The organism is Wolbachia endosymbiont of Drosophila bicornuta (assembly GCF_028982105.1).
Classification (GTDB): domain Bacteria; phylum Pseudomonadota; class Alphaproteobacteria; order Rickettsiales; family Anaplasmataceae; genus Wolbachia; species Wolbachia pipientis.
Map to the genome: position 1 here is coordinate 3283 of NZ_JAPQLF010000125.1, position 12232 is coordinate 15514.

Here is a 12232-nt window from a genome sequence, read left to right on the forward strand (position 1 = left end):
TGCTACTGGCCTGCTATAGCAATAAACACATATCTTATCGCATTCGGACTATTATAAGAAAGGCTATACTATAAAAGAAATGAAAATAAGAATTCAAGAAAAGTTTGGTTTGAATATCAGCAAATCTACAGTACACCGTAATATGCAAAGAATGAAATTCTCATATATCACACCAAGACCAGTGCATAACGGACAAGATAAAAGTAAACAAGAGGAATTTAAAAAAAAATCTTAATGAAACTATTGTCATGTATCCTGAAAAAGAGCTATTTTTCTTCGATGAATCGCGGTTTGGCACACATTCAAAGATTGGACACTGGTGGTTTAAAAAAGGCATTAGGACACAGGTTAAGGTAAAACTAGGTAGGCAAAATTTTTATCTCTATAGTGCAGTTAATCCCAGAAATGGAGAAAGTTCTAGCTCAAACGTCAATACTGATTGTATGAATATATTCCTTGAGCAGATGTCACAATATTTAGGAACAAGGGAGGCATTTCTTATCATGGATTGTGCTAGTTGGCATAAGTCAAAAAATTTAAAAGTACCTAAAAATATCGACATTATATACCTACCACCATACTCACCTGACCTCAATCCTGTTGAGAGGTTTTGGTTATATATAAAACAGAACATTTTGCGTAACAAAATCTACGACACAATTGCTTTGCTTGAGAGCGCTTTGTGCAAATTTATTACCTCTCTTTCTCACTCCACAATTAAAAAACTCTGCAATGCCGCTTATTTGATTTACTAGTAATGAGAATTGGTATAACGCACAAAGTAGCAGACTAGATGGAGAAAGTTATCAATACATCACAAGAGACTATATGACAATTTACTTTAATGACACACTAGCAAGTTTCAGTAGATCATTGAGAGAATTTAAAGAAAAAGCGTATGGATTTATGTATGATATCGGAACTTGGTTGAAAGAAACATATGAAAATCTCACTGAACGACCTGCAACGCATAATCGCTATACCCCAAAAGAAAAACCCCTTGTTGAAGTTGAAGAAATAGAAATGAAGGAACTAAACCGTACATATAAGCCATTCCAAACTCCACTTATCCACCCAACAAGCAGAAGTTCTGGTGCCAATACCTCAAATCAAGTTGTTGTTACTCGACATACACCTGAAACTACTAAAACAAAATAGATGTAAAACCTACGTTTAAATATGTAGTACTTGAGTGAAGCATTCTTTAACTGTTCTATTCAATAAAACCTTTACAATATTTCAATCATAGGTTTAACTTTACGAAGTTATAATCTATAGGGCTACGATGAACGATTATCTCTCACTGCTAAATCCAGAACAACAATCAGCTGTAACTAACATAGATGGACCGGTTTTAATATTGGCAGGAGCCGGAACCGGAAAAACAAGAACGATTACTTCAAGAATAGCACACATAATTAGAAATGTTCACGCTTATTCTGATGAAATATTAGCTGTTACATTCACAAATAAAGCAGCAAATGAGATGGTATCAAGGGTACTTGAGCTAACGGGCACAAACATACCATGGCTTGGCACTTTCCATGCAATTGCAGCAAAAATTTTGCGCCTGCACGCAGAAATTGTGAGCTTAAACCCCAATTTTACAATCATTGGTGTGGATGACCAATTACAGGTAATAAAAAATATTATCAATGAAATAAGCCATGATTACCTATCAGAAAAATGTAAGACCATTATGAATATTATTCAGCAATGGAAAGAGAAGTGCTTATTGCCATCCGAAGTGGAAGATATTCAATCATTTAGGCCATTGTACGTAACTGCACTCAAAGTCTATCACCAGTATCAGGAAAGGTTGAGATTCCTTAACTCTGTCGATTTTGGTGACTTATTGCTATATAACATACAACTCTTTAATCAAAAGACCGAAGTTCTGTCCTACTACCAAAACAAGTTTAAATATGTCATGGTAGATGAATATCAAGATACAAATGCGATACAATATCTTTGGCTAAAATACCTTGCAAAAGAGCACTCAAATATTTGCTGTGTAGGAGATGATGACCAGTCGATATATAGTTGGCGTGGTGCAGAAGTTGAAAATATTTTGAAGTTTTCTGATGATTTTAAAAATGCAAAAACCGTTAAACTAGAGTGTAACTACAGGTCAACATCCCACATACTTGCAACTGCGTCATATGTTATCAATCACAATAAGACTCGCTTAGAAAAAAAATTGTGGACAACAAACATTGAAGGGGAAAAGGTAAATCTAATAAAATTATGGGACGGAAAAGCTGAAGCAAGGTTCATAAGCGAACAGATATTAAAGCTCAATAAATACAGATTTAGTGACATTGCAGTGCTGGTAAGGGCCACTTTTCAAACTAGAGTTCTCGAAGAGTATTTTATAAAATATTCAATTCCCTACAAGATTATAAGTGGCGTAAAATTCTACGAACGTCAGGAAGTCAGGGATATAATTGCATATTTAAGACTCGTTACAAACAATAACGATGACTTAGCTTTCGAAAGGATCGTAAACCGGCCAAAAAGAAGCATAGGAGCTACAACTCTAAAGAAAATATACACGACTGCTCAGGATAACAAAATTTCTTTTTTTGAGGCAGCAAAAATATTAGTTAATAGTAATCAAGTAACCGAAAGAATTAAACTCTCACTAAATGATTTTTTAAATAAAATTAAAGCTTGGGAAGAAATAGTAAGCGTAAAACCACTGCATGAATTCGTTGAAATCGTAGCAAACCAATCAGGGTATATTGAAATGCTTGAAAATGAGGAGGTAACAGGCTTAGCACGAATAGAAAATGTCAAGGAGCTCATCTCATCTTTAAAAAATTTCGATAATGCCACAACTTTCTTGGAGCACATAAGTTTGGTGATGGAAGTGGATAATATGAATAACGATGACACCGTATATGTTATGACTCTTCATGCAGCCAAAGGACTTGAATTCCCGTGCGTGTTTCTACCTGGTTGGGAAGAGGGATTATTTCCTCATCAAAGATCTTTTGATGACAAAAGTGGTAAAGCTTTAGAAGAAGAAAGGAGACTCGCATATGTTGGCATAACCAGAGCCAAGGAAAGGTTAATCATTTCATGTGCAGATAGGAGGGAAATTAACAACCAGTGGCAACCGATGCGCACTTCTCGGTTCATTAAAGAATTGCCAAGAGAAAATGTTGAGGTAATCAAAAGCAACATTGCCTACTGTTGAAGCTATAATTGCAGATAAACATATCTTACAAATCTGAATTACTTTAACTATATGTTTCTCCTGGCAAAAATTCTGTAACCGTTCACACTTAATTCTTCAATCTCATACCAATTTCTATTACATAACAAACAAATAGACAATAGAAGTGAGAAGGTTATACTAAGGCAGTATAATGATGGGGTTTTGGAATGGCATTGGTATCAGGTTGCAATTTTAGCTTACATTGTGCCAATCTTTCTTCAATTGCTGCTTGCATAAATTCTGCCTGTCTTTTAGTTCTGCAGTGCACTATCGCATCATCCACATATCTTTTAAATGGTACTGTTGGGTGATTTTGTTTCATCCATATATCAAATGCATGGTGCATAAATATGTTTGAAATGATTGGGCTTATTGAACCTCCTTGCGGAACTCCTTTTTTCCATAACTACCTTACTGCCATCTGCTTGCTGAATAGGGGATTTCATCCACCTTTCAACATACAGTATGACCCATTTGCAGTCTGTGTGCTTCTTGATAGCCTGCAGTGCTAAATTGTGGTCCAGATTGTCGAAAAATCCTGTAACATCAACAGCTTTCTTGGTGATCGCATCCTGTCTCCAATAAACAGCGGTTTTGCTATGTATCCTTGATCAGCAAAAAACTTACGTAAAGTTGGAGCCTTGTATTTAGCTTGAGTGAAAAGATTTAGAGCACCATCACGATCTTGAACACTTGCACTATGAACATCAGCCGCAATAATTAAGCCAACTGTATCTACAACAATATGACGTTTTCTACCCTTTATTTTTTTTTCAGCATCATATCCTCTGGATCCCCTTTTTGAGTGGTTTTTACTGATTGACTGTCAATTATTCCTACTGAAGGTGTTTCATTTTTACCAAACATTTTTCTTACCTCTTTTACTAGCATATTATGTATTTTTTCCAATTTGCCATTACTACGTCACCTGAGAAAATAGTCATACACCGTCTTCCATGGAGGAAAATCTTTCGGCAGCATTCTCCATTGACAACCACCTCTCATTATATACCTTATTGCATTAATAATTGTTCTGATATTGTGCTTTCTTGGCCTCCCTATCTTTCCTTGTGCAACATGTGGCTCCAAAATTTCCCATTCCTTATCACTTATATCACTTGGATACAATTTTCCCTCCTATTTTTTACTTACACTATCATATTTTTTTCCTCATTCCTTTTCAAGACATACTCTTAGACAACTGGACGTCAAGCCTATCCTAGTGCTGCATATCAAGCTCATACTCAGTATGTAAATCTTTGACTAAAGCTACAGCGCATTCTTTTTGAACAATTATACTGATTTTGATTTCAGATGTTGTGATAGCAAGTATTTCTATCTTTTTTTCGCTTAAAACCTTGAGTGTGCGGTGCATCACTTCAGTGTTAGACATAACACCAATACCAATTATTGAAATTTTAGCTACATTATCGTTTATAGCATAATTTTCATTCTTATTCAGTAACTTTTCCATTAAATCAATATCAAATTTGGAGATAACAAAACTTGACCCATGTATCATATCAATTTTAACGTTTGCTCCTGCTATATCTCTTAAAGTACGCAAGTTATTTGCAAGGTTAGTGAAAGTTACAAGAGCTTCATTAGTGCTATAAGTTATTCCAGTAATTAAGTATCTCTCTAGTACATCCCTTTTGTGTAGCACTGTGGTGCCTTCTACTTCCTTAAAAGTGGATAGCACTTGCACTTTAATGTTATGTTTCATTGCAAGTTGTACTGAACGATTATGCAGTATTTTAGCACCAGATGACGACATTTCCAACATTTCATCGTAAGAGATAAATTTGAGCTTGCGTGCCTTTGGAACAATTCTCGGGTCTGCTGTATATATTCCATCAATATCAGTAAAAATTTCGCAAATTCTAACACCAAAGGCTACCGCGAAGGCAACTGCTGATATATCAGAGCCTCCTCTTCCAAAAGTAGTGATTCTATCATCATTTATACCCTGAAAACCAGCAATGATCGCAGCAGTATAACCCTCAGCAAAAGATCTTTTCACACGGTCAATCTTTATTGTTTTTATTTTAGACTCAGAATAAAAATCATCAGTTACAATTGGTAACTGCCAGGCAAGCCACGATTTAGCATTAACTCCGATCGATTGGAGAGTGATAGCTAATAGACCGCAAGAGATTTGTTCTCCTGCTGAAAGCATAACGTCATACTCTGATAACTCTTGTCTGCAACTTAAATTTGAGATTTGCCTAGCCTGAAAAGCCATTTGGTCAGTCAATCCTGCAACAGCAGATACAACAACGATTACATTACAACCTTTCTCAATATCGTTTTTTATCAAATTTGCAACTCGGTTTAAATCAGTTAGCGAAGTCCCACCAAATTTTTTTATGATTATTTTGTCCATAGTTACAATATAACTCTCTTCTGAAGAAAAACATAGTTTTTGTAGAGATAGCAGCTTGCAAGCGGTTCAGAAAAGGGAAGATAAAACTATAAAAAACCATAGGCGCCAGTTGGTTTTTAGCTAAAGTCAAGTGTCTGGAATTTTATGCATAGAATCCACCATATGAACAAGATTCAGAAAAAATGCAACGCACATTGGGCAGAGATTAAGTATGCGTGTGCACCCACATACACTGAAGAAGATACGCCACATTTTTAACTGAAATTTAAATGAAAAGTCTGCAGACGGAGACAAATTTTGAGCTCGAGAAACATCTCTAATTGTCATTATAATGAGGTTTCAAGTATGCGGAAGTAATTTTTTTAGCTAAAGTCAAAATTTTCTACCATGACATGAGCCCACCACTAAGCAGCAGGAGACCTTGCATGACCTCCAAAAAATGCTTTTACTCTTTCAAGATAAGTAGGTTGTTCTGCAGGGATTTCTATATTATACATTGAATAATACACTGCTTCCTTTATACTATCATCTGTAACTAATTCCCTTAATTTTTGCTTTATGGCACCTCTTTGAATACTTTTTCCATACTCTTCGTAAAATTTTATGTAAAGCTCTTTAAAGACAAATTCTCTTATTTCTATTATTGATTGGTTAATGTTGCTCTTCACCTCATCGCTTATATTATTTTTATCCGCATAATCTTCGGAGTAAAAATCTTCAAACTTGTCTACCAAAATTTTTAATTTTTTATAATTGCAATATTCTTTTAAAAATCTTTCAGTAAATTTAGGTGTTAATACGTTCACTGCTCCATTTATTTGAACCAAGAAATTATTTTTCGCTTCAAGACAACTAAGCGAATAAATAATACGATCGAACATTCCCAAAGTACATAAACCAAGTCCATCCTTTAAATTCATTAGTAATAGTGAATTCACATCTGATTTTTGATTCTTAGCAGCAGTTGAAACTAAGTTTGCAGCTTGTGTGAGAGTTAGTCCAGTTTTTGATTCTTGCCAAGCTGCTTCATTGGAACCATTAAAGTTAAGATAAAGTTTTAATTGCTCTTTTTGCTCAGTTGTAAGCTCATCTGAATTATTTATGTAGTCTTCAAACTCTTTATTGAGTACATTTGGTTGAGTTCCAAATTTCTGTTTTAGTTCTTCAGCGCAGTTTATGACACTTTCCTCAAAACTTCTAGTATGAACACTTTGACTACCAGTGCCCACATCACTTACATTAAACAAAAAGCTTAGCTGCTTTACATTCAAACCCAAAGGTGAAAAGAGTTTTACTGATGGATATTTTATTAACTCAAGAAGTGCTACTGGAATTAGCAGTGCATAATTTAACAATAATAAACCAAAATTAAATATAAGAAACCCACGTAGAGCTGATACCTTTGATGCAATATACAAAAATGGAAGCTGTAGGTAATATATCAAGTGTATACTGAAGAATAAGATTTTGTCCTTTAATTTTATTGTTGGATCTTTATAAACCTCAAACAACATGCTATTGCTATCAATATTGTTGTTTTTAAAGGAGGTATAGTTGTTTATGATCTTCTCTTGCAAGGGAAGAAGCATTTTATTCAGGCAAATAAACGCAGCAATAACAATAAAACCTGTAGCCAAAAATGCTAGTGCAGGGCTAGAAGTGCTTGTAGATAAATAGGCATAAAGACCATCAACAATTAAGTTTTTGTATAATCTTTCAAAGGGACGAACTAGAATCGGGTCAAGGATATAGTTAACAAGAAGATTTAAATAATACACGAGAAACAAAAGTGCAATCAAAAATGCAATAATACTACAAACAACCAAAAATGCTTTTAATCTCGGATTCATAACCCCCTCTTAATAATCTGTTAATATAATCTATTTTAGGAATAAATTGAAAAAAATGCAAGTTTTTATGTTAAAAGATCAATTGAAATTTCTGAGTTTAGGGTATATTGTTAATCTATTTAGATAAGAATTATTGTGTCAAATAAAATAGGTTTTTGGGCTATTTTTGCCTTAGTGATTAGCAGCCAAATTGGCTCTGGAATTTTTATGCTTCCAATTAGCCTTGCTCCATATGGCATGTATAGCCTTATAAGCTGGATAATATCAGGGCTTGGTGCTATATCTCTTACTTTAGTTTTTGCCTCACTCTGCGCAAAATTTCCGGAAACGGGTGGCCCTCACGTCTATGTAAAGCATGCTTTTGGCCATGCTGGAGCTTTTTTTGTTGGTTGGACGTATTGGGTGATCTCATGGGTTAGCACAACAGCCGTAATAGTTGTGGGTGTTGGTTATCTTACACCATTTTTCCATGAAGATATTCAAAACGTACATCTGTTTTTAGAGATGTTATTACTTACAATTATTACACTAATAAATTTTAGAGGAGTAGCTACTGCTGGACGTGTTGAGTTTTTATTGACGGTGATAAAAATTTCTGTATTGCTTGTAATACCTATAGCAGCATTGTTTTTTTTTGATAGAAATAACTTCATCATAAGTGAAGAAATATCAAATCTTACAACATCGCAGATTCTTGCACGTTCTACACTTATTACTCTATGGGGTTTTATTGGAGTTGAATTGGCAACAGCACCTGCAGGGTCAGTTGATAATCCAGCTAGAACAATACCAAGAGCTGTGGTACTTGGAACAATCTCTGTTGCTGTTGTGTATTTTATCAACAATCTTGCAATTATGGGATTAATAAATGGCAATGATTTAGCAAGTGCAAGAGCACCATATGTTGACGCAATAAAAATTATGGCCTCTGGCAATTGGCACTTGATTATTTCTATAACTGCGTTCATTTTTTGTGTTGGTACTTTAAACGCTTGGGTACTAGCTAGTGGACAAGTGGCCCTTGGCCTTGCAAAAGATAAACTGATGCCACAGTTTTTTGCTCAAAGAAACAAGCACGGTTCTCCTTTCTGGGGCATAACAACTAGCTCAGTTGGAACTGCAACTTTACTAATCCTCACTTCAAGCAACAATTTTGCTAAGCAGATCACATCAATTATCGACTTTTCTGTAGTTTCATTTTTATTTGTTTACCTTGCATGCAGTCTTGCTTTTCTCAAAGTTATTGTGCAAGAAAAGAGTTGTTACAAATTTTTAATTGGCAGTATAGCAACAACCTTTTGCTGCTGGGTAATATTTGAAACTTCTGTGAATACCTTGCTGATCGCAAGCTTATTCACTGCAAGTGGCGTACCTCTTTATTTATTTTGGTATCGCAGAGTTTCTGTATAGCAAATGTTATGTATCTGTTCAGCAGAGTGGCAAAATAAGGTAGACGAGAAAAGACAACTATAGGAAGAAATGGGTGTCATGCCAGTGCGTGACACTGGCATCCAGTTCTTTCGCGCAGTTCCATCAAAAACGTTGTAAAGGATTAATCGCTTTCTTGTTTACCAACTTAGTGCCCAATCTGGATCCCAGATACTGTCTCTGCTGTCAAACAAATTATCCAACAAAATTACAATTAAATGGTTGATTATTTTTAAGAATACCAAAAAAAACATGCATTAATTTTCGCATTAACGCAAGAACTATGACTTTTGGACATTTGCCTTTACTTGCTAGACGCTGACAAAACTTTTGAAAATGATTATTATGGTTTTTGACTACTATAGCTGGCATATAAAGAGCTTTTCGAATACGCTCAGATCCTATTTTGCATATGCAACTTCTCTTACTTACTGACGATCCCGATTGATAATGTCCTGGATTTAGACCAGCAAAAGCTGTAAATTGTTTAGCATTGTCAAAGTTATCAACTGATGGCATTTCTGCGACAACAGCAACAGCAGTAAGATATCCTATACCTTTTATAGTCTTAAGGTTTTCCACCATATTTTTTAGATGTGGATAGTTATTTATATGCTCATTAATTTCTTTTTCGAGAACAATAATTTGCTCCTCTATTGCCAAAATTACTTTAGATATAGCTTCTTTGCAACTGGAATGCATATTTTTGTTTTCCAAGCGATTTGTCTGTTGCACCTTATCATCTTTTAGCGATTGCATGCAACGGTAAAGCTCCCTCAAATGCCTCATTTCAGGTGCAATGGGCTTCCAAAGAGCAGGTTTGTTGGCGATACAAAATCTAGCTATCATAGCTGCATCTGATTTATCTGTCTTATTTCTGAGCAGCTCACTTTTGCCAAAAGCTTTCTGGGTTTACTATACTGACATTATGTCCTAAATCGTGCATAAAAGTAGCCAAATCTTCTCCATACCAACTAGTTGCTTCAAGACATAAATGAGTAAGATTTGCTCCATGGCCATTGCACCAAACTACAAGTTTTGCAAAACCATCTTGATTATTTTGAAAGACTTTGTGTCGTTTTTTACTGTCCACTAACAAACATCAAATTTCTTTTTTGAAATATCCACACCCAAAATAGCATTTACTTGCATAAAATTGCCTCCAAGACTATAAATAAACTGAGAGTTTAGACTAACCTTGTAATACGGGATATAATTCCAAAAGATACTGTTCAGTCTTTAACTCTGTGGGAGGGAAGCAAAATCTGGCTTAATGGCATTAGTGTCGCATCAGCTTCACCCTCCCTGTGAGGTATTTTAGCTCTAATGCCTCACATCATAAAGATACAAGTGTCACGCACTGGGATGACGAGAAAGGAGCACTGGAATTTTTGTTTCAATATTTGTACATGAGCCATGCATCTGAACAGATACAATGTTATAACTAGAGATAATTTTTAAATGATTGATATTTATGAACTACGACTTTTCTTGTTGTCCACTTGTTCAACATTACCCTTCTCAAGTTTACTATCTACTTCTTTTGTGTGTTCATCATCTATACTAGTTTCATCTTTTATCTTACTAGGGTAATCTTCCTGCGATTTTTTATATGCTTCCATGTTGTCATATATAGGGTTACTGATGATTTCTATTTTTTCAGGTGTGAAAATCCTTGCTAAAAATCTCCTTATTATTGGTATTGACCTTAAGAGATCTCTTAGCTTTGAAGATTCTTGTCTTTTGTTTAGAGACTGTTGGTCTATTTTAGAGGTTTTTACACCATACTTTTTATCATCAAAATTTATTGTAGGCTTTCTTTTATTCGAAAGAACACTTTGGGCCTTTGATCCATTGGTTCCTTCAGGCCCTTGAGGTGTAGACATTGCAGGTTTAACCTTAGTTTCATCGTATTCCTTACTCATCTTTCATTTCATTATGTAATATTACTAATATTGCATAATAATAGCTAAATTACAATTAATTGCAAGGTAAAAATATTAAAACAATTGTAAATTTTGTCAGTAAAAATATAATAGAACTTTAAAATTAGAGGTTCATCTATATGAGATACAAAATTGCTGTTATTGGAGCAAACGGAAGAGTAGGGCGTGAGGTATTAAGCACGCTTGCTGAATTTCAAGATGAGGCGATAGATTGCGTTATTGCACTTGCATCGAAAAAATCAGAAGGGAAGAAGGTGAGCTTTAGTGACAAAGAGTTAACAGTTTTATGCCTTGAGGATTATGACTTCGTTGGAACTAATGTAGCCATTTTCTGTGCTGGATCTCATGTTTCTGAAGAGTATGTACCAATTGCAACACAGGCTGGATGCATCGTGATAGATAACAGTTCCCATTTTAGAATGAAAGAGGGTGTGCCACTCATTATTCCAGAGATTAATAAAGAAAAAATTATGGAATATAAAAACCACAACATAATATCCAATCCAAACTGTACTACAATACAGATGCTGCTAGTACTACATCTATTACACCAAAAAGCAAAAATAAAGAGAATCGTTGCTTCAACTTATCAATCAACTTCTGGTGCAGGCAAAGCAGCAATGGATGAGCTCTATGACCAGACAAAAAAAATCTTTATGAACGAAGCTAAAAAACCCAAGATATTCTCTAAGCAAATAGCATTCAATTGCATTCCCCATGTAGGAGAATTCATGGAAAATGGCTCTACAGAAGAGGAATGGAAAATGCAAGAGGAGACAAAAAAAATTTTAGAGGAAGATATAAAAGTTACTGCAACTTGTGTAAGGGTACCCGTCTTTATCGGTCACGCTATGGCAGTAAATGTGGAATTTGATCAACATATCACTGAAGAACAAGCTCGTGAAGTGCTAAGTGAAGCCGAAGATAGTGGAGTTTTAGTGTACAACAGGCGTGAAGATAGTGAATACATAACTCAAATTGATGTTGTACAGGAGAATGCTGTATATGTATCGCGTATTAGAAGAGACAATACTGTTGAGCACGGATTAAATATGTGGATAGTGGCTGACAACCTGCGCAAAGGCGCAGCATTAAATATAGTGCAGATTCTTGAGATTTTGATAAGAGAGCATTTGTCAATCAAGTGCATATAGAGCGCACGTAAGTTGTAATTCGAAGGAAATTGTATATCACATGGCAGCGCGTGACGCTCGAATGGCTTTGTTGCATCGCTACTTATGAAAGGCTAACTATAATTAGGATTATAAGCAACTTATTGAAAATCTTGTTTTTTTTGCAATCAATCTGATCAAATTTAAGAATAGTAACTTGTTATTTATATTAATAAATTTAATTCTATTGAAAATAGCTAAAGCATTGAAATTCTTGAATTTTAGCC

General features: G+C 35.0%; 11 protein-coding genes and 2 pseudogenes. 5 read left to right on the forward strand and 8 right to left on the reverse strand.

Going from position 1 to position 12232, the window contains the following annotated elements:
- Positions 1–67 precede the first annotated feature (67 nt).
- The 3 genes and pseudogenes from OZD68_RS04865 to OZD68_RS04875 all read left to right on the forward strand — a co-directional run.
- Positions 68–755, forward strand: a pseudogene (locus tag OZD68_RS04865) (IS630 family transposase); the annotation flags it as partial.
- 58 nt (positions 756–813) lie between these two features.
- Positions 814–1158: a WD_0964 family protein gene (locus tag OZD68_RS04870; protein WP_458695183.1), complete on the forward strand. Its 345-nt coding sequence runs from the start codon at positions 814–816 to the stop codon at positions 1156–1158.
- 127 nt (positions 1159–1285) lie between these two features.
- Positions 1286–3202 carry an ATP-dependent helicase gene (locus tag OZD68_RS04875; protein ID WP_182309221.1) on the forward strand — a complete coding sequence of 639 codons (1917 nt, stop codon included), beginning with the start codon at positions 1286–1288 and terminating at the stop codon, positions 3200–3202.
- Positions 3203–3356: 154 nt separating this feature from the next.
- Here OZD68_RS04875 and OZD68_RS04880 read toward each other — a convergent pair whose 3' ends face one another.
- The 6 genes from OZD68_RS04880 to OZD68_RS04900 form a co-directional block, all read right to left on the reverse strand.
- Complete coding sequence (locus tag OZD68_RS04880) at positions 3357–3569, reverse strand: RNA-dependent RNA polymerase family protein (protein ID WP_259365960.1); 213 nt, start codon at positions 3567–3569, stop codon at positions 3357–3359.
- A 162-nt stretch (positions 3570–3731) separates the two neighbouring features.
- On the reverse strand, positions 3732–4043 hold the full coding sequence (locus tag OZD68_RS06635) for a transposase (protein WP_182309248.1): 312 nt from the start codon (positions 4041–4043) through the stop codon (positions 3732–3734).
- The gene (locus OZD68_RS04885) at positions 3986–4114 is read right to left on the reverse strand and encodes a hypothetical protein (RefSeq protein ID WP_255317429.1); all 129 of its coding nucleotides are present in this window, start codon (positions 4112–4114) and stop codon (positions 3986–3988) included. Before OZD68_RS04885 ends, OZD68_RS06635 begins: the two co-directional genes overlap by 58 nt.
- A 33-nt stretch (positions 4115–4147) precedes the next feature.
- On the reverse strand, positions 4148–4351 hold the full coding sequence (locus OZD68_RS04890; protein WP_007549940.1) for an IS5 family transposase: 204 nt from the start codon (positions 4349–4351) through the stop codon (positions 4148–4150).
- A gap of 91 nt (positions 4352–4442) precedes the next feature.
- Positions 4443–5609 (reverse strand): aspartate kinase, encoded by a 1167-nt coding sequence (locus tag OZD68_RS04895; RefSeq protein ID WP_182309222.1) that lies wholly within the window; start codon positions 5607–5609, stop codon positions 4443–4445.
- 404 nt (positions 5610–6013) lie between these two features.
- Positions 6014–7459, reverse strand: a complete 1446-nt coding sequence (locus OZD68_RS04900; protein WP_182309223.1) for a hypothetical protein — start codon at positions 7457–7459, stop codon at positions 6014–6016.
- A 135-nt stretch (positions 7460–7594) separates the two neighbouring features.
- On the opposite strand from OZD68_RS04900, the gene OZD68_RS04905 reads away from it, so the two are divergent.
- Entirely contained in the window at positions 7595–8869 is a 1275-nt protein-coding gene (locus OZD68_RS04905) for an APC family permease (protein ID WP_182309224.1), read from the forward strand.
- A 213-nt stretch (positions 8870–9082) separates the two neighbouring features.
- Here the strand turns inward: OZD68_RS04905 and OZD68_RS06805 are convergent.
- Positions 9083–10039, reverse strand: a pseudogene (locus OZD68_RS06805) (IS110 family transposase).
- A gap of 320 nt (positions 10040–10359) precedes the next feature.
- Entirely contained in the window at positions 10360–10812 is a 453-nt protein-coding gene (locus OZD68_RS04920; protein ID WP_015589289.1) for a hypothetical protein, read from the reverse strand.
- A gap of 140 nt (positions 10813–10952) precedes the next feature.
- Between OZD68_RS04920 and OZD68_RS04925 the strand changes: the two genes are divergently transcribed.
- Entirely contained in the window at positions 10953–11987 is a 1035-nt protein-coding gene (locus OZD68_RS04925) for an aspartate-semialdehyde dehydrogenase (RefSeq protein ID WP_182309226.1), read from the forward strand.
- Positions 11988–12232 lie beyond the last annotated feature (245 nt).

Bases quoted from the DNA above. Each gene is read 5' to 3' on its own strand.
- OZD68_RS04875 (WP_182309221.1), top strand. From the start codon at position 1,286: ATGAACGATTATCTCTCACTGCTAAATCCAGAACAACAATCAGCTGTA.
- OZD68_RS04880 (WP_259365960.1), bottom strand. From the start codon at position 3,569: ATGCACCATGCATTTGATATATGGATGAAACAAAATCACCCAACAGTA.
- OZD68_RS04885 (WP_255317429.1), bottom strand. From the start codon at position 4,114: ATGCTAGTAAAAGAGGTAAGAAAAATGTTTGGTAAAAATGAAACACCT.
- OZD68_RS04895 (WP_182309222.1), bottom strand. From the start codon at position 5,609: ATGGACAAAATAATCATAAAAAAATTTGGTGGGACTTCGCTAACTGAT.
- OZD68_RS04900 (WP_182309223.1), bottom strand. From the start codon at position 7,459: ATGAATCCGAGATTAAAAGCATTTTTGGTTGTTTGTAGTATTATTGCA.
- OZD68_RS04920 (WP_015589289.1), bottom strand. From the start codon at position 10,812: ATGAGTAAGGAATACGATGAAACTAAGGTTAAACCTGCAATGTCTACA.
- OZD68_RS04925 (WP_182309226.1), top strand. From the start codon at position 10,953: ATGAGATACAAAATTGCTGTTATTGGAGCAAACGGAAGAGTAGGGCGT.